Source organism: Streptomyces sp. NPDC048644, from assembly GCF_043199105.1.
Classification (GTDB): Bacteria; Actinomycetota; Actinomycetes; order Streptomycetales; family Streptomycetaceae; genus Streptomyces.
Map to the genome: position 1 here is coordinate 275,737 of NZ_JBICVO010000006.1, position 20,913 is coordinate 296,649.

18 protein-coding genes are annotated in these 20,913 nt (G+C 72.0%); 5 read left to right on the forward strand and 13 right to left on the reverse strand.

What is annotated here, in order from left to right; all coding sequences use genetic code 11:
• Positions 1-169: 169 nt before the first annotated feature.
• The 3 genes from ACGFNI_RS16315 to ACGFNI_RS16325 form a co-directional block, all read right to left on the reverse strand.
• The gene (locus ACGFNI_RS16315; protein ID WP_393684278.1) at positions 170-1,498 is read right to left on the reverse strand and encodes a nitrate/nitrite transporter; all 1,329 of its coding nucleotides are present in this window, start codon (positions 1,496-1,498) and stop codon (positions 170-172) included.
• Positions 1,495-2,190 (reverse strand): GntR family transcriptional regulator, encoded by a 696-nt coding sequence (locus tag ACGFNI_RS16320; protein WP_393684279.1) that lies wholly within the window; start codon positions 2,188-2,190, stop codon positions 1,495-1,497. The genes ACGFNI_RS16315 and ACGFNI_RS16320 overlap by 4 nt, the downstream gene beginning before the upstream one ends.
• Before the next feature lie 126 nt (positions 2,191-2,316).
• Positions 2,317-3,153, reverse strand: coding sequence for a GNAT family N-acetyltransferase (locus ACGFNI_RS16325; protein WP_393684281.1), 837 nt, complete (start codon positions 3,151-3,153; stop codon positions 2,317-2,319).
• A gap of 221 nt (positions 3,154-3,374) precedes the next feature.
• Here ACGFNI_RS16325 and ACGFNI_RS16330 point away from each other — a divergent pair, with 221 nt between their 5' ends.
• On the forward strand, positions 3,375-3,551 hold the full coding sequence (locus ACGFNI_RS16330) for a hypothetical protein (protein ID WP_393684282.1): 177 nt from the start codon (positions 3,375-3,377) through the stop codon (positions 3,549-3,551).
• Between the two features lie 71 nt (positions 3,552-3,622).
• Here ACGFNI_RS16330 and ACGFNI_RS16335 read toward each other — a convergent pair whose 3' ends face one another.
• Genes ACGFNI_RS16335 through pdhA form a run of 3 tightly spaced genes read right to left on the reverse strand, consistent with a single transcriptional unit; the run spans position 3,623 to position 7,253 of the window.
• A complete protein-coding gene (locus ACGFNI_RS16335) occupies positions 3,623-5,053 on the reverse strand; it encodes a dihydrolipoamide acetyltransferase family protein (protein ID WP_393684283.1) in 1,431 nt (476 codons plus the stop codon).
• 23 nt (positions 5,054-5,076) lie between these two features.
• Positions 5,077-6,060: an alpha-ketoacid dehydrogenase subunit beta gene (locus ACGFNI_RS16340; protein ID WP_393684285.1), complete on the reverse strand. Its 984-nt coding sequence runs from the start codon at positions 6,058-6,060 to the stop codon at positions 5,077-5,079.
• A 2-nt stretch (positions 6,061-6,062) separates the two neighbouring features.
• The gene (pdhA, locus tag ACGFNI_RS16345) at positions 6,063-7,253 is read right to left on the reverse strand and encodes a pyruvate dehydrogenase (acetyl-transferring) E1 component subunit alpha (protein WP_393684286.1); all 1,191 of its coding nucleotides are present in this window, start codon (positions 7,251-7,253) and stop codon (positions 6,063-6,065) included.
• Positions 7,254-7,582: 329 nt separating this feature from the next.
• Between pdhA and ACGFNI_RS16350 the strand changes: the two genes are divergently transcribed.
• The 3 genes from ACGFNI_RS16350 (at position 7,583) to ACGFNI_RS16360 (ending at position 9,857) form a co-directional block, all read left to right on the forward strand.
• A complete protein-coding gene (locus ACGFNI_RS16350; RefSeq protein ID WP_393684288.1) occupies positions 7,583-8,239 on the forward strand; it encodes a response regulator in 657 nt (218 codons plus the stop codon).
• Between the two features lie 134 nt (positions 8,240-8,373).
• Positions 8,374-8,784: a pyridoxamine 5'-phosphate oxidase family protein gene (locus ACGFNI_RS16355; protein WP_393684290.1), complete on the forward strand. Its 411-nt coding sequence runs from the start codon at positions 8,374-8,376 to the stop codon at positions 8,782-8,784.
• Positions 8,785-8,813: 29 nt separating this feature from the next.
• A complete protein-coding gene (locus ACGFNI_RS16360; RefSeq protein ID WP_393684292.1) occupies positions 8,814-9,857 on the forward strand; it encodes a phosphotransferase in 1,044 nt (347 codons plus the stop codon).
• Between the two features lie 13 nt (positions 9,858-9,870).
• Here ACGFNI_RS16360 and ACGFNI_RS16365 read toward each other — a convergent pair whose 3' ends face one another.
• Entirely contained in the window at positions 9,871-11,490 is a 1,620-nt protein-coding gene (locus tag ACGFNI_RS16365; protein WP_393684294.1) for a protein kinase, read from the reverse strand.
• Between the two features lie 340 nt (positions 11,491-11,830).
• Between ACGFNI_RS16365 and ACGFNI_RS16370 the strand changes: the two genes are divergently transcribed.
• The gene (locus ACGFNI_RS16370) at positions 11,831-13,492 is read left to right on the forward strand and encodes a protein kinase (protein WP_393684296.1); all 1,662 of its coding nucleotides are present in this window, start codon (positions 11,831-11,833) and stop codon (positions 13,490-13,492) included.
• A 104-nt stretch (positions 13,493-13,596) separates the two neighbouring features.
• Here the strand turns inward: ACGFNI_RS16370 and ACGFNI_RS16375 are convergent, their stop codons facing one another.
• The 6 genes from ACGFNI_RS16375 to ACGFNI_RS16400 form a co-directional block, all read right to left on the reverse strand.
• The gene (locus tag ACGFNI_RS16375) at positions 13,597-14,163 is read right to left on the reverse strand and encodes a bacterial proteasome activator family protein (protein WP_393684298.1); all 567 of its coding nucleotides are present in this window, start codon (positions 14,161-14,163) and stop codon (positions 13,597-13,599) included.
• A gap of 258 nt (positions 14,164-14,421) precedes the next feature.
• Positions 14,422-15,354: a hypothetical protein gene (locus ACGFNI_RS16380; RefSeq protein WP_393684300.1), complete on the reverse strand. Its 933-nt coding sequence runs from the start codon at positions 15,352-15,354 to the stop codon at positions 14,422-14,424.
• Between the two features lie 192 nt (positions 15,355-15,546).
• Positions 15,547-16,527 carry an NAD(P)H-quinone oxidoreductase gene (locus tag ACGFNI_RS16385; protein ID WP_393684302.1) on the reverse strand — a complete coding sequence of 327 codons (981 nt, stop codon included), beginning with the start codon at positions 16,525-16,527 and terminating at the stop codon, positions 15,547-15,549.
• Positions 16,528-16,626: 99 nt separating this feature from the next.
• Complete coding sequence (locus tag ACGFNI_RS16390; protein ID WP_393684304.1) at positions 16,627-17,769, reverse strand: potassium channel family protein; 1,143 nt, start codon at positions 17,767-17,769, stop codon at positions 16,627-16,629.
• Complete coding sequence (locus ACGFNI_RS16395; protein ID WP_393684650.1) at positions 17,766-19,244, reverse strand: molybdopterin molybdotransferase MoeA; 1,479 nt, start codon at positions 19,242-19,244, stop codon at positions 17,766-17,768. Before ACGFNI_RS16395 ends, ACGFNI_RS16390 begins: the two co-directional genes overlap by 4 nt.
• A 581-nt stretch (positions 19,245-19,825) precedes the next feature.
• A complete protein-coding gene (locus ACGFNI_RS16400; protein ID WP_393684305.1) occupies positions 19,826-20,740 on the reverse strand; it encodes an NTP transferase domain-containing protein in 915 nt (304 codons plus the stop codon).
• Positions 20,741-20,913 lie beyond the last annotated feature (173 nt).

The window sequence follows — 20,913 nt, forward strand, 5'->3', positions numbered from 1 at the left end:
GCGGGCGCCCCCTGGAACGCGGGGCGCGGGCTGCGAGGCGCCAGGGAGACAACGTCGGCGATGCGGCCCGTCCCGGCGGTGTTGAGCGGGCGGAGCGACCGGGACGGGCGGGACGCGGCTGATCCCGCCCCGCCCTGTGAAGAGCCGCCGCCCCGCCGCCGTCCGGTCCTCAGGCGGGGACGTGAACGGCCTCGACCCGGCTCACCACAAGCCGCTCCTGCTCGCGGCGTACCGCGCGTCTGCGCAGCCGCAGGATCTGCGAGACGCCGATCGCCTCCAGGACGAAGACCGAGGCGAAGGCGATCCGGTAGTTGTCGCCGGTCGCGTCCAGCAGCACGCCGACGGCCAGCAGCGTCGTCATCGAGGCGGTGAAGCCGCCCATGTTGACGATGCCGGACGCGGTGCCCTGACGCTCGGGCGGGTTGGCCGGGCGGGCGAAGTCGAAGCCGATCATCGAGGCGGGGCCGCACGCCCCCAGCACCAGACACAGCACGATCAGCAGCGGCATCGGCGCATGCGCGGCGGGCCAGAACACGGTGAGCGCCCACAGCGCGGCGGTGACCGCGGTGGTTCCGAACACCAGCGGCAGCCGCGCCGCGTGATGGCGGGCGATGACCTGCCCGTAGACCAGGCCGACGGCCATGTTGGAGAGCACGATGAGGGTGAGCAGTTCGCCCGCGGTGCCCCGGGACAGGCCCTGCGCCTCGACGAGATACGGCAGCCCCCACAGCAGCAGGAAGAACATCGCGGGGAACTGCGTCGTGAAGTGGATCCACATGCCGAGCCGGGTGCCGGGCTCGCGCCAGGCGTCCGCGATCTGCCGGCGGATGAAGGCGATGCCGGTGTGTCCGGAGGGAGCCGGCGGCGGCTCGAAGCCCTCGGGGTGGTCCTTGAGAAAGACCAGCAGCACGACGAGGACGACGACGCCGCCCAGCGCGCTGGCGGCGAAGGTGGGAGTCCAGCCGAAGGAGTGCAGCAGCCGGGCCAGCACCAGGGTGGAGACGAGGTTGCCCGCCATGCCGACCAGCGCGGCGATCTGCGCGATCAGGGGACCGCGGCGGGCCGGGAACCACCGGGCGCCCAGCCGCAGCACGCTGATGAACGTCATCGCGTCACCGCAGCCGAGCAGCGCACGCGAGCCGAGCGCCATGCCGTACGAGCTGGAGAACGCGAAGCCGAACTGGCCGATGGTGTAGAGCACCGCGCCGATGGCCAGCACCTTCTTGGCGCCGAGCCGGTCGACCAGGAGGCCGACGGGTATCTGCATGCCGGCGTAGACCAGCAGCTGGAGGATCGAGAAGGTGGACAGGGCCGAGGCGTTGATGTGAAAGCGCTCGGCCGCGTCCAGACCGGCCACGCCCAGGCTCGTCCGGTAGGTGATCGCGACGAAGTAGACGGCGACGCCGATGCCCCAGACGGCCATGGCCTTGCCGCCGCCGGGCGGATCGCCGCCGAGGGCGCGGGCCGGGGAGTTGCCGACGCCGGTGGTGCCGCTCATCGGTCGTCCCCCTGCGCGAGGTTGCGGACCCAGCTGACGTGCCGGTGCAGGGCGCCGGTGGCCGCCTCGGGGTCACCGGCGCGCAGGGCGTCGAGGATCTCGGCGTGCTCGGTGATGTTCTTGGCGATCCGGCCGGGGTGGGCGTGCATCACCGCGACACCCATCCGCAGCTGCCGGTCCCGCAGCTGCTCGTAGAGCCGGTCGAGGATCTGGTTGCCCGCGCTGCGCACGAGGGCGGCGTGGAAGCAGCGGTCGGCGACGGAGACGGCGGCCAGGTCACCCGCCGCGGCCTGCTCCTGCATGGTCTCCAGGTGCTCGGCCAGCTCGGCGAGCAGCGCCTTGGACGCCGGCACCGCCTTGGCCGCCGCGTGCTTCTCCACCAGCAGCCGGGTCTCGACCACATCGGCGATCTCCTGCGCGGAGACCGGCAGCACCAGCGCGCCCTTCTTCGGGTAGAGCTTGATCAGCCCTTCGACCTCAAGGCGCAGCAGCGCCTCCCGCACCGGTGTCCGCGATACGCCGACGGCCTCGGCCAGCTCGCCTTCCGTGAGCAGCATGCCGCCCTCGTAGCGACGCTGGAGCACGGCGTCCTTGACGTGGGTGTAGACCCGCTCGGCGGCCGGTGGCTGCTTGGTGGGGGCGGTCCCGGTGCGCTGCCGGGACGGGACGGTGGGCGCAGACGCTGGTGGCATGCACACAGGATAGATACAACAGGTATACGAACGCCTGTGCCTTCCACCATGCGGACGGGGAAGGGCACGGAGTGCACGTGGGAGACGGCACGGGCCGGGACCGCGGAGTCCCGGCCCGGCCAGGTCTCAGGCCCGCATCAGGCCCTGAGCCACGAGCCGGTCCACAACCTGGGAGTGCGCGGGCGCACAGCGCTCCCGCGCCTCCTGGCGGTCGAACCAGGCGTACTCGGCGATCTCCCGGCCGGGCACCGGCTCGATGTCCTGGGGGCCGCCGGTGAAACAGGTCATGTGCAGACGGCGGCCGTTCTGGCCGTGGGCGACGTCGTGGATGACGAATGCCTCCGCCAGCCGGCCGGCCGGAACCGTGAGGCCCAGTTCCTCGGCCAGCTCACGGGAGAGCGCCTCGGGCGCGGTCTCCCCTTCCTCGTACTTGCCGCCCGGCAGATAGAACGTGTCGTTGCCGCGCGTGCGGACGCTCAGCAGCCGCCCGTCGCGCAGGTGCAGCCAGCCCACCGAGCGCAGCGGCGCCGTACGGTCCAGCGCGATCAGCACCTCGCCGGTCTCCTCGTCCACCCGGCGGGCCCGCTCGGTGAAGCCGAGGCCGTCGTAGAACCTGCGGGAGCGCTCGTTGCGCGCGAAGACTTCGAGGGTGAGCGCGCCGTGCAGCGAGGCGGCGTGCTCGACCAGGGCCCGGCCGGTGCCGCGGCCCTGCGCCTCGGGGGCGACGAACAGGCCGCCGATCTCCGGCCCGAGCAGCCCCAGCAGACCGACGACGGTGCCCTCGCGTTCGGCCACCCAGTTGTCCGCCGTGACCAGGTACACCTCCCGCAGGCTGCGGGCCCGTTCGCCTTCGCCCTCACCCGGGATGAAGGGGTGGGCCTGGCGTACCGCCCGCGACCACAGGTCGGTGACGGCCGCCTCGTCGGCTGACCGATAAGGCCGGATGATCATGTCGCTGCTCATGCCGCCGACGCTAAACAGCGCCGACGGCAGCGGCAAATTCTTTCCGGTCGCACCCCACGACGGACGGGCCCGCCCGCCCCTCGTATGCCGGAAGGGGGACAGCCGGTACGTCTCAAGTCGGAGCCGAATCCGTACCTGACGCGTACGAACCCGCGAGGATTCCATGGGTGAATAGAGGTGCGGAGCCGGACAGGCTCCGGCACCGGAGGGGGAGAAACACCATGCAGCCCAGGACGACCGCCGGCCGCCGCACCCGGAACACCGTTGTGGTGGCACTGCTCGTTGCCGCTGTCTGGGCCGGCACCAGCCTGGCCCGCAGCGCCGCGCACGCCGACCCGTCGGCCCCGACGGGCCCGGTCGCGCACTTCAGCCGTGCCGTGGAGCTCATCCGCGGCTGACATCCGCCGATCGACGGCAGCGGCCCGTGACCGCAGTTGCGATCACGGGCCGCTCTTTTCCGCCCCGGGCACTAGCCCCAGGTCATCAGCCGCTTCGGCTTCTCCAGGATGCCCGCGATGTCGGCGAGGAGCTTGGAGCCCAACTCGCCGTCGATCAGGCGGTGGTCGAACGACAAGGCAAGCGTGGTGACCTGACGGGGCTTGACCTTGCCCTTGTGCACCCACGGCTGGAGCTTGACCGCGCCGAAGGCGAGGATCGCCGACTCCCCCGGGTTGAGGATCGGCGTACCGGTGTCGACGCCGAAGACGCCGACGTTGGTGATCGTGACCGTGCCGCCGGACATCGCGGCCGGCGAGGTCTTGCCCTCGCGGGCGGTGGCGACCAACGCGCTCAGTTCCTCAGCGAGTTGGGGCAGCGTCTTGACGCCGGCGTCCTTGATGTTCGGGACGATCAGCCCGCGCGGGGTCGCCGCGGCGATCCCGAGGTTGACGTAGTCCTTCTGCACGATCTCCTGGTGCTCCTCGTCCCAGGACGCGTTGGCCTCCGGGTGGCGCTTGAGGGCGACCAGGAGTGCCTTGGCGACGAAGAGCAGCGGGTTGACGCGCAGGCCCGCCATGTCCGGGTCCTGCTTGAGCTCCTGAACGAGCTTCATGGTGCGGGTGACGTCGACGGTGATGAACTCCGTGACGTGCGGCGCGGTGAAGGCCGAGGCGACCATCGCCTGCGCGGTGGCCTTGCGCACGCCCTTGACCGGGATACGGGTCTCGCGTGCGGACGCCTCGACCGTGCCGACGGCCGGTGCGGCTTCCTCGGGCGCGCCGGCGGTTTCACGTGAAACCGGCGCGGCGGCGGACGCCGCGGCGTGCACGTCCTCCCGGGTCACGACACCGTCGGCACCCGTCGGCACCACGGCGGCCAGGTCGATGCCGAGGTCCTTGGCGAGCTTGCGCACCGGCGGCTTGGCCAGCGGGCGGCCCGCCGACGGCACGGCGGGCGCCACCGGCTCGGGGGCGGGTGCCGGTGCGGTCCGCCCGTTCAGCTCGGCCTGAAGGCCCGCGGTCACCGGCTCCTGCTGGGCCGGAACCCCCGGCTGCGCCTTGCGCGGCCGGCGCTTGGTCGACGACGGGGCGGCGCCGTAGCCGACGAGCACGGCCTGCCGGCCCTGCGGCTCGGCCTCCTCCTCGGGCGCGGCCGGGGTCTCCGCCGGGGCGGGCGCGTCGGCGGGGCCCGCGCCCGGGTCGGTGTCCACCGAAATGATGACGGTGCCGACGTCGACGGTGCTGCCCTCATCGAAGTTCAGCGTGTGCACCACCCCGTCGTAGGGGATGGGCAGTTCGACGGCGGCCTTGGCGGTCTCGACCTCGCAGACGACCTGGCCGTCGGCGACGGTGTCGCCCGGCTGGACGTACCACTTGAGGATCTCGGCCTCGGTGAGTCCCTCGCCCACGTCGGGCATCTTGAACTCGCGAAAACGCTGTGCCTGGGCGGCGGTTGCAGTCATGGTCACGGCTCTCCTCAAACCCCTCAGTACGCCAGCGCGCGGTCGACGGCGTCGAGCACCCGGTCAAGGCCCGGGAGGTACTCGTCCTCCAGCCGGGACGGCGGATACGGGGAGTGGAAGCCGCCGACCCGCAGGACCGGGGCCTCCAGGTGGTAGAAGCAGCGCTCCGTGATGCGGGCGGCGATCTCGGCGCCAAGACCGAGGAAGACCGGAGCTTCGTGCACGAGTACCAGACGGCGGGTCTTCTCCACCGACGCCTGGACGGTGTCGAAGTCGACGGGGGAGAGCGAGCGCAGGTCGACGACCTCGACGGACTTGCCCTCCTCGGCCGCGACCTTGGCGACGTCCGTACAGACCTTCACCATCGGCCCGTAGGCGGCGAGCGTGAGGTCCGAACCGGCCTGGGTGACCCGGGCCTTGTGCAGCGGGTCCGGGATCGCCTCGGTGTCCAGGCGCGACTTGTCGTGGTAGCGGCGCTTGGGCTCGAAGTAGATGACCGGGTCGTCGCCCGCGATGGCCTGCTGGAGCATCCAGTAGGCGTCGGACGCGTTCGAAGGCGTCACGCACTTGAGTCCTGCGACGTGCGCGAACAGCGCCTCGGGGGACTCGGAGTGGTGCTCGACCGCGCCGATGCCGCCCGCGTACGGGATGCGGATGACGACGGGCACCTTGACCTTGCCCAGCGCGCGGGCGTGCATCTTCGCGAGCTGGGTGACGATCTGGTCGTAGGCGGGGAAGACGAAACCGTCGAACTGGATCTCCACGACCGGGCGGTAGCCGCGCAGGGCCATGCCGATCGCGGTGCCGACGATGCCGGACTCGGCGAGCGGGGTGTCGATCACCCGGTCCTCGCCGAAGTCCTTCTGAAGGCCGTCGGTGACGCGGAAGACGCCGCCGAGCTTGCCGACGTCCTCACCCATCACGAGGACCTTGGGGTCGGCCTCCATGGAGGCCCGCAACGAGGCGTTGATCGCCTTGGCGATGGTGATCTTCTCGTGGACGGCCATGATCAGTTCTCCTCCGCGGCGGCATCGGCGTCGGCGAACGACGCCTGGTACGCGGCGAACTGCGCGCGCTCCTCATCGACGAGCGCGTGCCCGTCGGCATAGACGTTCTCGAAGATCGCCATGGTGTCCGGGTCGGGCATCGCCCGTACGGCGTCGCGGACCCGCTTGCCCAGGGCGTCGCTCTCCTCCTCGATCCCGGCGAGGTAGGCGTCGTCGACGAGGCCCTCGGCCTCCAGGTACGTCCGCAGCCGCAGGATCGGGTCCTTGGCCTCCCAGGCCAGCGTCTCCTCGTCGGCCCGGTACTTCGTCGGGTCGTCGGACGTGGTGTGCGCGCCCATCCGGTAGGTGAACGCCTCGACCAGCATCGGTCCCTGGCCGGTGCGGGCCCGCTCCAGGGCGGCCTTGGTCACCGCGAGACAGGCCAGTACGTCGTTGCCGTCGACGCGGACGCCGGGGAAGCCGAATCCGCGGGCGCGCTGGTAGAGCGGTACCCGGGTCTGCTTCTCGGTGGGCTCGGAAATCGCCCACTGATTGTTCTGGCAGAAGAAGACGACCGGGGCGTTGTAGACCGCGGAGAAGGTGAAGGATTCGGCGACATCTCCCTGGCTGGAGGCGCCGTCACCGAAATAGGCGATGACCGCGGAATCCGCGCCGTCCTTCTGCACACCCATCGCATAACCGGTCGCGTGCAGCGTCTGCGCGCCGATGACAATCGTGTAGAGGTGGAAGTTGTTGCTGTTGGGATCCCAGCCGCCGTGGTTGACGCCACGGAACATGCCCAGCAGATTCGTCGGGTCGACGCCGCGGCACCAGGCCACGCCGTGCTCGCGGTAGGTCGGGAAGACGTAGTCGTCGTCCCGCAGGGCGCGGCCCGAGCCGATCTGGGCGGCCTCCTGGCCGAGCAGCGAGGCCCACAGGCCCAACTCGCCCTGGCGCTGGAGCGTGGTGGCCTCGGCGTCGAACTTCCGCGTCAGCACCATGTCGCGGTAGAGACCGCGCAGTTCGTCGGGGGACAGATCGATCGCATAGTCCGGGTGCTCGACCCGCTTTCCCTCGGGAGTCAGCAGTTGAACGAGCTGATCCCTTTCCGCCTGGTCAGCGGCCTTGGCCTTGGCCGGTGACGCCTTTTTGGCGGTGGTGCGCTTGCTGCCGCTGCGGGTGGTTTTCCGCTGGGCAGTGCCTTCCACGGTCACGTGCTGCTCCTCCGTCTGTCCGGCCCCCGGGGTCCGCCGGTGGCCGTATTGCGGCTCACCCGGTATCCGATACGGCGCACGGGGTGTGTGCGAACGCGGCCTGATCCGGGTGGAACAAAGCGCCCCGGAAGGTGGCCTGCTCATTGCACGTTACCTATTGTCAAAGCCTAAGTGGAAACGGCCCTGACCTGCGATTTTGCTTGGATTTCCAAGTAAAATCGCCAAGGCTGGGAACAACTCCTGGTCACAGCGTTGCAGGCCGCCGGGACAACGGCACGTTATATCGGTGACCTGGAGCACGGGAAGAGTCGGTGTGTGAGACTGGGGCCGTGCGCGAAGACGGAAAAATCACGGTATTCCTGCTCGATGATCACGAAGTGGTGCGGCGGGGCGTCCACGAAATGCTGGCGGTCGAGGATGACATCGAAGTGGTCGGTGAAGCAGGCACCGCCGCAGATGCCCTGGTCAGGATCCCGGCGACGCGTCCGGACGTCGCCGTACTCGATGTCCGGCTACCGGACGGCAGCGGCGTCGAGGTCTGCCGCGAGATCCGGGCGCAGAACGAGGACATCGCCTGCCTGATGCTCACCTCGTTCGCGGACGACGAGGCCCTTTTCGATGCGATCATGGCCGGTGCGGCCGGATATGTCCTCAAGGCCATCCGCGGCAATGAGCTGCTGGCCGCCGTCCGTGACGTCGCGGCCGGAAAGTCACTGCTCGACCCCGTGGCCACCGCCCGGGTTCTCGAACGGCTGCGCGGCGGCGCCGACAAGGGTGACGACAAGCTGGCGAGCCTCACCGACCAGGAGCGCAAGATCCTCGACCTGATCGGCGAGGGCCTGACCAACCGCGCCATCGGCGAACGGCTTCACCTCGCCGAGAAGACGATCAAGAATTACGTCTCCAGCCTGCTCTCCAAGCTCGGCATGGCCCGCCGCTCCCAGGCCGCCGCCTACGTCGCCCGGATGCAGGCCGAGCGCCGCTGATCCCCGCCGGAACGGCGCCGCCGGCACCCCCGGCCCGCCGTCCCGGGTTCCGGCGCGCCAATCGGGACCAACGTCCCGGATTCTCGGGGCTGCTGCCTCTACTGACGGCCGATTGCCATGGGCACGCTGGCAGCATGCCCACCGACGACCACCACGCGATCGAACTGCTCAGCCGCACCCCGTACGGACGGGTGTCGGCCAGTCGGCGGGCGCTGCCCTTCACCACCGTCACCCGGCATCTCGTCACCGACGGCCGGCTGATCCTGCGGCTGCACCGCGGTTACGGCTACCACCACGCGCTGGACGGCAGCGTCGTCACGTACGAGGCGGACAATGTCGACAGTGGCGCCTGCGACGCCTGGTCCGTGCAGTGCACCGGCACCGCCAAGGTCATCGAGCCCGCGCCGGCCGAACGCGAGCGCTTCGGCCGCACCCCGCGGCTGGCCGACGGCGTGCCGTTCGACCCGGTGTTCCTGCGCATCGAGCCGGAATTCATGACGATGCACCACCTGGCGGACGTACCGGTCTTCCGATACGCCCACTAGCCCCTGGCCAGTGATCTAACATCTGGCGCGTGCTGCGCTCATCTGTAGTCCGAACGGCGGTCGCGCCCGACGGACCCACCCTCGACTCGTTACTGCACCACTACGTCGACGCAGGGGAGCCGCTCTCCTGCGAACCCGTCGCCGAGGGGCTGCTCAACTACGGATACGTCCTGGTCACCACCCACGGCCGGTTCTTCCTCAAGCACCACCTCGACGGCGACCGCACCGGCATCGCGCGCCAACACCGCGCCACCCGCAGGCTCGCCGCGCTCGGTCTGCCCGTCGCCCCGCCGCGCGCCCGCGCCGACGGCCGCACGGTCACCGTCCTGGACGGCCGCTGCTACGCCCTGCATCCGTGGGTCGAGGGCGAACACCTCGGCGGCGCCGCGCTCAGCCCCGGCCAGTCCCGGCACCTCGGAGCGCTGCTCGGCCTCGTCCACACCGCCCTGGAACAGGTCATACAGACCGGCTCCGCACCACGGCGCACGCCGCGTCCGCAGCGCAGCGCGGAGCCCGCGCGGACCTTCGAAATGATCGACGAACTGCTGGCCATGGCCCGCGGCACCCGCCCGCGCACCAGCTTCGACGAACTGGCCGAACACCGGCTGCGGGAGCGCCGGACGCTGCTGGCGCGCCATGCCCACCGGCGTCCCGCGGACCCCGCCGCAGCCGCCACCGGCTGGGTGCACGGCGACTTCCACCCGCTGAACGTCCTCTACCGGGACGCCGAACCCGCCGCGATCGTGGACTGGGACCGGCTGAGCGTGCAGCCCCGCGCGGAGGAAGCGGTACGCGCCGCGGCGATCTTCTTCGTGCGTCCCGGCGGGACGCTGGACCTGGCGAAGGTCGCGGCGTACGCGGGCGCCTACCGCAGCGCGCGCGGCGCGGATGCCGGAGAGCTGGCCGCGGCCGTCCACCGGGTGTGGTGGGAGCGGCTGAACGACTTCTGGATGCTCACCTGGCGCTACCGGCTGGGCGACCGGCGCACCGATCCGCAGTTCCCCGCCGCCTCCGCGCTGGCCGTGTGGTGGACGCGCGAATACGAGGCGGTACGGGACGCGTTCACCGGGTGAGCCGCGGGACGGCTCAGCCGCCCGCCCCGGCCACCGCGCCGGCGTCCGTACCCGTGGTGGAGCCCCCGTCGGTGGCCCCGCCGTCCGTCGTCCCGCCGTCGGTGGTGCCGCCGTCGGTCGTCCCACCGTCCGTCGTCCCGCCGTCAGTGGTGCCGCCGTCCGTCGTCCCACCGTCGGTGGTGCCGCCCGTCGTGCTGGTCGGGGGCGTGATCGTCGGGGTCTCCACCGGGCTGGAGGGGGTCTGGGGTGTGGTGGGGGTCTCGGGCGGCGGGGTGGTCTCGGGCTGCGGCTGGGTGTAGCCGCCGGCCCCGCCGGGTTCGGTGGTCTCGTCCGTCGGCTCGTCGCTCGGCGGCTCGGTGGTCTCCTCCTCCGTCGAGGACGAGGCGGAGGGCGACTTGGTGGGGTCGGGGGACGTGCCGCCGCCGTTGCCGCTGTTCTGCAGCGCGAAGGCCACGCCGACGGCGATGGCGATCACCGCGAGCGCCGCGATCAGCCAGATCTTGCCGCGTCCGCTCTTCGCGGAGCGGTGGCCGCCCTCGAAGGCGCCGTCGTCCGCGTGCATGCCGGGCGGCAGGATCGGGTTGGCCGCGGTGGGGCCGGCGTCCGAGCGCGGCATCGCGGTGGTGGCCGCGGTGCCCATCGCGGGGGTGCCGCCCTCGTGCACGGCGACCGGGCCGGTGTTCCAGGTGCCGGTGTGGCCGCCCTGCTCGTGCAGCATCTGCAGCGAGTACTGGACCAGGCCGCGCATCTCCTCCGCGGTCTGGAAACGGTCGTCGGGGTCCTTGGCCAGCGAGCGCATGACCAGGCCGTCCAGCTCCGGCGGCACCGCGTCGGCGACCTCGGACGGCGGGACGGGCATGTCCTGGACGTGCTGGTAGACGACCGAGAGCGGCGTCTCGCCGGTGAACGGCGGTCGCAGCGCGAGCAGTTCGTACAGCAGACAGCCGGTGGCGTAGAGGTCGGAGCGGGTGTCGACGGTCTTGCCGAGCGCCTGCTCAGGGGAGAGGTACTGCGGGGTACCCATGACCATGCCGGTCTGGGTCATCGTGGACTGGGCGCCGTGCAGCGCGCGGGCGATGCCGAAGTCCATGACCTTGACGGCGCCGCTGTTCGTGATGATCACGTTCGCGGGCTTGATGTCACGGTGCACGATGCCGTGCTGATGGCTGTAGGCCAGCGCCTCCAGCACACCGGAGACGATGATCAGCGCCTGGTCCGGCGGCGGTGCGTCGGCGTTCAGCAGCAGGTCACGGATGGTCCGGCCCTCGACCAGCTCCATCACGATGTACGGCACGGTGTTGCCGCCGACGAAGTCCTCGCCCGAGTCGTAGACCGCGACCACCGCGTGGTGGTTCAGGCCGGCCACGGACTGTGCCTCGCGAGTGAAGCGGGCCTTGGACACCGGGTCCTCGGCGAGGTCGGCGCGCAGCAGCTTCACGGCGACGGTACGGCCGAGCCGTACGTCCTCGGCGGCGAACACCTCCGCCATGCCGCCGCGGCCGAGCCGGTGCGTGAGCCGGTAGCGGCCGTCGCCGACCAGCCCGCCGTTGCCCCACATCTCCGGTACGTCGGGGATATTGGAGCCGGTGGCGTCAGGATCGGACGGGCCCTGGGGGCTCTGCGTCGGTGCCATCGGTCCTCGCCGTCGAATCGATCCGCGTGAGCGGTAAGGTCTCGGTCCTCGCCAGGGTCTGGCGAAACTGCGCCCGCCCTGTTGGAGCACGCTACAGGCTCCGCGGCACCCGCCGGTCCGTGGAGGACCGGCCATCAAACCTTCCGGATACCAAGTGTCGCAAGTTGACCGCGGGTAATCGAAGCCCTCGTCCGTTCCCGGCCGTAACCGGATCTTGCACATCTGGTCACGGAACGGGCACACAGCTTGACGTGTCCCCGGCCTACGGCAGACTTGGCAGCGAAATCATGGATTTTGATCGCCATACATGCAGGCAGTGCGCCGAGGGGGAAGCGGAACGATGAGCCAGGACGGCGCTCAGGGCCAATTCGATGGCCGGGCGGTCGGCGGAGGACGTTACCAGCTTCGTGATCTTCTCGGCGCCGGCGGTATGGCATCCGTGCACCTCGCCTACGACAGCGTGCTCGACCGCGAGGTGGCGATCAAGACCCTGCACACGGAACTGGGTCGTGAGCAGGCATTTCGTGAGCGATTCCGGCGTGAGGCGCAGTCCGTCGCCAAGCTGACGCACACCAATATCGTCTCGGTTTTCGATTCCGGCGAGGACGAAATCGACGGCGGCATGGTGCCGTACATCATCATGGAGTACGTCTCAGGACAGCCGCTCCGCTCCGAACTGGACAACGACATTGCGCAGCACGGCGCGATGCCGACCGGAAAAGCACTGAAAATCACCGCGGATGTGCTCGCCGCGCTCGAAGCGAGCCATGAGATGGGCCTGGTCCACCGGGACATCAAGCCGGGCAACGTCATGATGACCAAGCGCAACGTCGTCAAGGTCATGGACTTCGGTATCGCCCGCGCCATGCAGTCCGGTGTGACGTCGATGACGCAGACCGGCATGGTCGTCGGCACCCCGCAGTACCTCTCGCCCGAGCAGGCACTGGGCCGTGCCGTGGACGCCCGCTCCGACCTCTACTCCGTCGGCATCATGCTCTTCGAGCTGCTGACCGGACAGCTGCCGTTCGACGCGGACTCCCCGCTCGCGATCGCGTACGCGCACGTGCAGGAGGAGCCGCCGGTTCCGTCGAGCATCAACCAGTCGGTGCCGCCCGCGGTGGACGCGCTGGTCGCCCGTGCGCTGAAGAAGAACCCCAACGAGCGTTTTCCCACCGCCGAGGCGATGCAGGACGAGTGCCTGCGCATCGCTGGAACCGCGCAGTCCGGCGGGACACCGCTGATCATCAGTGAGGGCCCGCGGGCACGCACGAGCGGTGCGTCGGTCTCCTCCGCGGTGTTCCCCACGGCGACCGGCAACGCTCCGCACACCCCGGCGCCGCCGAACGTGCAGCAGCCGTACCAGCCGCCGCAGAGCGGGGGCTTCGGACCCTCCACCCCGCCGCCGGTGAACAACGCCTTCCCGACCCCGGTGCCGGGCCCCGCGCCGTACAACGCCGGCGGTTTCCCGACCCCCGCCCCGGCTCCGGCGCCGTTCACACCGCCGCCCGTGGCGCCTCCGATGCCGGTCGGCGGCGGCCCGCGACCGCGGAAGAACAACACCCCGGTGATCGTCGTCTCGGCGATCGTCGGCGTCGTCGTGGTGACCGCCATCGCGATCGGCATCGGGCTGAGCGCCGGATCCGGCGACAACAAGGGCAGCGGCAGCAGCCCCACGTCGACGTACACGCCGTACTCGTCCCCCACGGTGAGCACCCGACCGGAGGACAAGAACTCGACGGTGACGACCGACAGGTGCACCAATGCCTCCCACCCCTACGGCGAGAAGAAGAAGATCTATTTCCCGTCCTTCATCTACCGGAACCTGGAGTCGGTGAAGGAGTGCATGGACGCGGCGGGCTGGAAGTACACCGTCAAGGAAGAGAACGACTCGCTCTGGGGGAAGAACACCGTCACGAAGCAGTCGCCGACCGGCCTCGACCGGTGGGATCCGGACAGCGGCGAACCCATCGAGCTCACCGTCTCGACGGGGCGCAGCAACTGACCCGGGACCGCACATAGCGAGGGGCCCGGCACGCATTCCGCGTGCCGGGCCCCTCTCTGCGTTCCCTGCCTCGCCCGGTGAAAGAACACCGGCGAGCCGGACGGTCAGAGATACGGGCCGGAGCGGGTGGCGCCGTGACCGCCGAGGTGATCCTCGCCGTCCTCCGCCGCTGCGGCACCGGGCGGCAGTGCCCGGCGCATCGTCTCCAACTGGGCGCGGGCGGCCATCTGTTGCGCGAACAGCGCGGTCTGGATGCCGTGGAACAGGCCCTCCAGCCAACCGACCAACTGGGCCTGCGCGATGCGCAGTTCCGCGTCGGTGGGCACCGATTCGTCGGTGAACGGCAGCGACAACCGCTCCAGTTCCTCGACCAGTTCGGGCGCCAGCCCGTCCTCCAGCTCCTTGACCGAGCTGGAGTGGATCTCCTTCAGGCGGACCCGGCTCGCTTCGTCCAGCGGAGCGGCCTTCACTTCCTCCAGCAACTGCTTGATCATGCTGCCGATCCGCATGACCTTCGCCGGCTGCTCGACCATGTCCGTCACCGGCATCTCCCGGGGCTCTTCGTCGCCGTCCCCGCCGCCGGAGCCGGCGCTGCCGAGCGCCATGCCGTCCGGGCCGACAACCAGGACGTGCGGACTCTCCTGCGACCGTTCGTTCATCGGCATATCCATGCCGCCATTCTCTCGTACACGCGACCTTCCACGAGGGTGCCCCCACCACACCGTGATCCACCCTCCGCGAACCCCGGGCCGCTCCGTCCACCTCTGGTGACCTGCGGTAGCGAGGGGCGGCCGGAGGCGGGAGGCGGCCGTCCCTCGCTTCGGGGCCGCGAGGTTTCACGTGAAACCGGCGGGGCCGACCGTGTCCGCCATTCGGGTTTCACGTGAAACCGGCACTGCGGCATGCCGTGCACGTCTCCCGGCCGGAGATCAGTACCGGCGCAGCCGCAGGGCGAGGAAGGCCAGGCCGAGGCCGGTGAGGGCCAGTCCGGCTCCCATCGGCAGCACCCGCTCGACCCGGGCCGTCGAACCGTTGAAGGTGTACGGCCCGCCCGCGGTGGGCGATTCGGCCTCCACCGCCGCCGGCTCCGAACTGCGCCGGCCCTCGCTGCCGACGGCTGCCGTCGGCTCGTCCCAGCGGGGCGGACGGCTCGACGTCCCGGTGCCCCGCCGGTGCGACGGCCGGCTCGGCGAGACGGCGGAGCTGGGGGAGGCCGAAGGCGAGGCGGCGGGGCGGGGCGGCTTCGCCTTGCCGGACGGGGTGCCCTTGCCCGGCCTTTCGGCTCCGGGGGCGGGACGGCCGGCGTCAGGGTCTGCCGCGTGCCGGGGCGGGCCGGACGGGATCGGCCCGGCGGGGGCGCCGGGACCGCCGGCCTCGGCGGGCGCGTCCGCCGGGTCCGGCCATCCCCCGGGCGGGAAGGCACCGTTCGCAGGCGGTCCGTTCGCGTCCCGGCCGGCGTCGCCCGGTACGGAATCCGCCGGGGGCGGGGTGACGGCGGGCGGGCCGTGCGGCGGGACATGGGACCACGGGGTGTCATCGGCGTACCGGCCGTGCGGGTGCCGCGGCTCGTCCAGGAGCCCGAGGAAGGCGTCCGGCAGCTCGGCGAGACCGGCGAAGGCTTCCGGCAGGTGACTGTCGGATGCCGGGCCGTCGTGACGGTGACGGTGGGTCGCGCCGCCGCCCGTGAGCCGCAGACGCGGCGGAGCGGTGTCGGCGGCGCGGGCCGCACGCAGGAAGCTGCGGTCGGTGGGGGCGGCGCCCGCCGGTGACGCCATCGCGACGAGGGCCGCCGCCGGGACGGGCAGCGCGGCGGACAACACCAGCAGGCCGGTGGCAAAGCGCGTACGGAATCGTGGAGCCACGGTCGTGCCCCTCCCGTGCCGAGCCGTCGAGTGACGTGCTCAGCGTCACACGGCACCCGGTTCGCGGCATCTTGGAGATGTCGCTCAGGTGACGGGCGGGGAGGGGAACGCGGGCCCTGCGAAGGCGGGCCGGGGTGCGGGCAAGCGGCGGGCCGGCCATCGTCCCGCGGTGGCCGGCCCGTCCGGTCGTGCTCAGCCCGTCGTCAGGACGACCTTGCCGACGTGGGTGCTCGCGTCGACGACGCGGTGCGCCTCAGCGGCCTGGTCCATCGGGATCGTGCGGTCGATGATCGGGCGGACCTGGCCGTTGGCGATCAGCGGCCAGATGTGTTCGCGTACGGCCGCGACGATGGCGGCCTTCTCGCCCAGCGGGCGGGCGCGCAGGCCGGCCGCGGTGATCGCGGCACGCTTGGAGAGCAGGGTGCCGATGTTCAGCTCCGCCTTGATCCCGCCCTGCATGCCGATGATGGCGAGCCGCCCGCTGACCGCCAGCGCCTTGACGTTCCGTTCCAGGTACTTCGCGCCGATGATGTCGAGGATGACGTCCGCGCCCTTGCCGTCGGTGGCCCGGCGGATCTCCTCGACGAAGTCCTGTTCGCGGTAGTCGATGAGGATGTCGGCGCCCAACTCCGCGCACCGCGCCAGCTTTTCGGCGCCGCCCGCGGTGACCGCGACGCGCGCGCCGACGGCCTTGGCCAGCTGGATCGCCATGGTGCCGATGCCGCTGGACCCGCCGTGTACCAACAGGGTCTCGCCGGGGCGCAGATGCGCGATCATGAAGACGTTCGACCAGACCGTGCAGGCGACTTCGGGCAGCGCGGCGGCCGACACCATGTCGAGGCCCTGCGGCAGCGGCAGCACCTGTCCCGCCGGGACGGCGACCTTCTCCGCGTACCCGCCGCCGACCAGCAGGGCGCACACCTCGTCGCCGACGGACCAGCCGTGCACGCCGGGCCCGAGCGCCGCGATCCGTCCGGCGCATTCGAGGCCGGGGTAGGGGGACGAGCCGGGCGGCGGATCGTAGAAGCCCTGACGTTGCAGCAGATCAGCGCGGTTGACCGCGCTGGCCACGACCTCGATCAGGACCTCGCCTTCGGCGGGCTGCGGATCCGGCACGTCGGCCCAGACGAGGGCTTCGGGGCCGCCGGGTTCGGGAATGGTGATCGCTCGCATGGCCGCGAGGCTACTCGCCGGTGGTGCCAGGGGCGACAGCACGGGGCCGCGCGGCCCCGCCCCGTGTGGGCAGGCCGCAGACCGTCCTTGCGTCCGTGCTCAGTCGTCCGCCCGGCGCATCGGCGAGACCCCGGAGCCGGGCAGCGGCGACTTGCCGGTGCGGCTGCTCCTGCCCGCCAGGTCCGGGTCGTCCGGGACCGCGCGGACGATCGTGATCAGCCGGTCGGCGGCCTGGAGCGGGCTGGCCGCCGGGTCGTCGTAGCCGAGGAGCCGGTGGCCGCGCAGGACGGAGACGACCAGGTCGCCCGTCTCGCGTACGGACTTGCCGACCTCGGCCTTCACCACCGGACGCTCGATCAGATCGAGGCCGCTGCCCTGCTGGATCAGGTCCTCCATCACCGTGCCGGCGCTGGGGCTCTGGACGGAGAGTCCCAGCAGGCGTCCGGCCGCGCTGGCCGAGGTGATCACGGAATCCGCGCCGGACTGCCGCAGCAGCGGCGCGTTCTCCTCCTCGCGGACCGCGGCCACGATGTTGGCCTTCTTGTTCAGCTGACGCGCGGTCAGCGAGACCAGTACGGCGGTGTCGTCGCGCTGGGTCGCGATGACCACCTGGTGGGCGCGCTGGATCTCGGCCCGTACGAGCACATCGCTGCGGGTGGCGTCGCCGATCACGCCCACGAAGCCCTCGGCGACCGCCGAGTCGATCACCTTGGGGCTGGGGTCGACGACCACGATGCGGTCGCGGGTCAGGCCGGTGGCGCAGAGGGTCTGGACCGCGGAACGGCCCTTGGTTCCGTAGCCGACGACGACGGTGTGGTCACGCAAGGTTTTTCTCCAGCGTTTCAGTTGCCACTGCTCGCGGGTGCGCTCGGTCAGCACTTCCAGTGTGGTGCCGACCAGGATGATCAGGAAGAGCACCCGCAGGGGCGTGATGAGCAGGATGTTCAGCAGCCGTGCGCTGTCGCCGTACGGGACGATGTCGCCGTAGCCGGTGGTGGAGAGCGTGACGGTGGCGTAGTAGACGCAGTCGAGCAGGTCGACCGAGCCGTTGGCGTTGTCGTGGTACTCGTCGCGGTCGATCCAGACGATGACGACCGTCGCGACGAGGACCAGCAGGGCCATCAGCAGCCGCCTGGCGACCTGCCGTATCGGCGCCACCGGCGTCCGGCGCGGCAGCATCACCTGGTGGGAGTTGTCCTCGGGGATCTCACGCGCCGCGGCATCGTGGGAGGGGAGCTTCACGCGGCGCCTCCGGTCGGGGGTGCGGGAACAGTGGAGCGTACGGGACCGGCGGGGCCGGGGTGCGCACCGGGTCCGTACGCGGGGCCCGGCGCGGACCGGTCCGTCAGCTCGCTCTCGGGGCCGCCCGCCGTCCCGTCGGCCGGCCAGGGAAATTCCAGGATGCCGACCTCGGTGCCGCGTTTCGCGCCGCCGGGCGGGATGACGGCGAGCGCGTCGGCCGCCGCGATGCCGCGCAGCATGGCGGGCCCGTGGAAGCGCAGCGGCTGTGCCATCAGCCCGCGTGCGTCATCGCGGTAGAGCACCGGGACCAGCCGGGTGTCGTGCGGATGCCCCGGTACGGCGTCGTCGAGCGGCGCGCGGTGCGGGAGCGAGGGGCGGCGCGCGGCGAGTGTTCCGAGCAGCGGTTCGGCCAGGGTCAACAGGCCCGAGACGGCGGCGAGGGGGTTGCCCGGCAGCCCCACGAGGTGCCGGCCGGGGGCGAGCCTGGCCAGCAGCATGGGATGGCCGGGCCGCACCTGCACGCCGTCCACCAGCACCTCGGCGCCCAGGCTGCGCAGCGTGGGATGCACGTGGTCGACGGGGCCCGACGCGGTGCCGCCGGTGGTGATGACCAGGTCGGCGGTGGACGCGGATACGGCCGCGTGGAGCGTGCCGAGGTCGTCGGTGAGATGCCGGGGCGGGGCCACGTCGGCACCCAGGGCCCGCAGCCAGGGGCCGAGCATCGGGCCGAGCGCGTCCCGGATCCGGCCGTCCTGGGGGAGGCCGTGCCGGAGCAGTTCATCGCCCAGGACGAGGACCTCGACGCGGGGCCGCGGAAACGTCGTCAGCTCGTCGTATCCGGCGGCTGCGGCCAGGCCGAGGACCGCGGGGGTCACCGGCGTACCGGCCGGCAGCAACTGATCGCCGCGACGGCACTCCTGGCCGCGCGGGCGGATGTCCTGGCCCAGCGGCGCGGGCCACGGGGAGAACAACCGGGCGCGCCCGTCCGCCAGTTCACGCACCTCACCGTGCTCGCTGCGCAGCACGGCGGTGGCCCCGGCCGGTACCCGCGCCCCGGTGGCGATCGCCACCGCGTGCCCGTCGGCGAGTACGGCGGCGGAGGTATGACCGGCGAGGAGGCCGTGGGATGCGGGCGGGCGGTGCGTCCCGAGGGCCGACGTGCCGGACGGGCGGTCGCCGGCCGCCTCCTGGTCGAGGAACCAGGGGCCGGGGCCTGAGACGGCCCAGCCGTCCATCGCGGAGGTGTCGAACGAGGGCAGGTCGGTCAGGGCGGTGAGCGGCGCGGCGAGCGTACGGCCGAGTGCGTCGGCCGGCACGGTCGTCCCGGGCGGACGCGGGCCCTCGGCCGCTTTCCGGGCGATCTCCCGGGCCACGTGCCAGGGAGAGGGCGGCTCGGAGTGCCCGCCGCGGGCCGCCGGGGCCTTGCGGTCGCCGGGACTGCCGGGCTCCGCAGGCCCGCCGGGGTCGGCGGCGATGAGCGGGGGGCAGAGGGCGTCGAGGGCGTCGGTCGCGAGGCGGGCGGTGGGCCGGTCTGCGGTGACGGGCGGCTCCGCGGTGGCCGACGGCTCCGCGGTCGTGGACGGCGCCGTGGTGGCGAACGGCTTCGCGGTGGTGGCGGTGCTCGGAGCGGGCTCCCGGGGTGTGGGTGCCGCGCCGGTGCCGGAGTCCGGTTCGTGCGCCGCGCCGTGGTCCGCGGCCGTGGCCTGGTTCCTGGCCCGGCTTCCGGCCGTGCCCCGGCGCTCGTTCCGGCCGGTGTCCTGGGGCTGACCGGCGTCCGCGCCCCGGGGCTCGTCGGGCCAGAAGTCCCAGCCGAAGCACGCGTCCGGTGGCGCGTCACCGCGTGCGCCGCCTGCCGCGGGGCCTCCGGCCACCGGGTCGGTGTGGTCGGCGTGCGGAGCGGCTTCGGCCTCTCCAGGGCCGGTGCCGCCCGCGTCGGACGCGGTTTCGGCCGTCCCCGGAGCGGTGCGTCCCTCGGGCCGCGGGGCCCGCGCCGCCGCCCGGTCGCCGTTGGCCAGGGCCAGTGCGTCGGCGAACGCGTCGTCGAACTCCCCGTCGGTCATTCCGCGGGCTTCTCTGCGGGCCTGCCGCCGGTGGACGGGGCGTCATCGCCGTCGTCCGTGGTTTCCGCGGCCCAGCGGTTGGCCAGTGCGGCGACCCGCTCGGCCAGCGCCGTCACGTCGCCGTCCTGGCGGCCCGCCGCGTAGCCGATCAGGAACGTCGTCAGCGGCGCTGCCGGGCGGGCCACGCCGTGCGCCGCGTCACGGGCCAGGTCCAGGAGCGCCGTCGTGTCGACATCGAGGGTGATGCCCAGTTCGGCCTTGACTGCGGTGATCCATTCGTCCAACACGTTGCCATGCTCCCTGATACGCGCGCGAGCTGCGCTGATGTCCTCCCAGGTGTCGCAGTCGAAGGATGCCGTGGCCGTGGCGTCCTGGACCCGTTCGACCGCGAGTCGGGACAGCACGGCGCGCAGCGGAAGGCCGGCCAGGGTGCCGCGTTCGGTGCGCAGCAGGTCCATCTCCCGGCGCAGCGCATCGGCCCGGTAGGCGGCCACCAGTGGCTGGTCGCGCCCGCCCGCGTCGCGCAGCATGGCGCCCTCGGGAGCGGGCCCCGTCCCCGAGGGCGGCTCGCCCGCCGCCACCTCCAGGAGGGTGCGTACGGTCGCCGCCGTCAGGAAGGGGAGGTCGGCGGAGAGGACCAGCACCCAGGGCGCGGTGGTGTGCCGCAGTCCGGCGTCCAGGGCCGCCAGCGGGCCGCCGCCCGGCGGGTTCTCCCTGGCGCGGACGACGGCGCGTGCGGTCGGGCGTGCGGGGCCGACGACGACCGTGGTCGCGGCGTCCTGGCAGGCGTCGAGTACGCGGTCCAGGAGCGGGCGACCGCCGACGGACAGGGCGGGTTTGTCCGCCCCGCCGAGCCGCCTGGCCGCGCCGCCTGCCAGCACGATGGTGTCGTAGTCGGTGTGGTCGCTCACCCCTTGAGTATCGCCGGGATCCGGGCGGCCACACCGACGTCACGGACACCTTCGGGATCACGGACCCGGTCGGCACGCCAACGGTCGGCACACCAACGGTCGGCACGCCAACGGTCGGGACACCAACGGTCGGGTCGGCGCCACGGACGGCGCCGGGACGCCACCCGTCACAC

Excerpts from the sequence above, each read along its gene's own strand:
- ACGFNI_RS16325 (WP_393684281.1), bottom strand. The coding sequence starts at position 3,153 with ATGAGCAGCGACATGATCATCCGGCCTTATCGGTCAGCCGACGAGGCG.
- ACGFNI_RS16335 (WP_393684283.1), bottom strand. The coding sequence starts at position 5,053 with ATGACTGCAACCGCCGCCCAGGCACAGCGTTTTCGCGAGTTCAAGATG.
- ACGFNI_RS16385 (WP_393684302.1), bottom strand. The coding sequence starts at position 16,527 with ATGCGAGCGATCACCATTCCCGAACCCGGCGGCCCCGAAGCCCTCGTC.
- ACGFNI_RS16340 (WP_393684285.1), bottom strand. The coding sequence starts at position 6,060 with ATGGCCGTCCACGAGAAGATCACCATCGCCAAGGCGATCAACGCCTCG.
- ACGFNI_RS16330 (WP_393684282.1), top strand. The coding sequence starts at position 3,375 with ATGCAGCCCAGGACGACCGCCGGCCGCCGCACCCGGAACACCGTTGTG.
- ACGFNI_RS16355 (WP_393684290.1), top strand. The coding sequence starts at position 8,374 with ATGCCCACCGACGACCACCACGCGATCGAACTGCTCAGCCGCACCCCG.
- ACGFNI_RS16370 (WP_393684296.1), top strand. The coding sequence starts at position 11,831 with ATGAGCCAGGACGGCGCTCAGGGCCAATTCGATGGCCGGGCGGTCGGC.
- ACGFNI_RS16375 (WP_393684298.1), bottom strand. The coding sequence starts at position 14,163 with ATGGATATGCCGATGAACGAACGGTCGCAGGAGAGTCCGCACGTCCTG.
- ACGFNI_RS16315 (WP_393684278.1), bottom strand. The coding sequence starts at position 1,498 with ATGAGCGGCACCACCGGCGTCGGCAACTCCCCGGCCCGCGCCCTCGGC.
- ACGFNI_RS16320 (WP_393684279.1), bottom strand. The coding sequence starts at position 2,190 with ATGCCACCAGCGTCTGCGCCCACCGTCCCGTCCCGGCAGCGCACCGGG.
- ACGFNI_RS16365 (WP_393684294.1), bottom strand. The coding sequence starts at position 11,490 with ATGGCACCGACGCAGAGCCCCCAGGGCCCGTCCGATCCTGACGCCACC.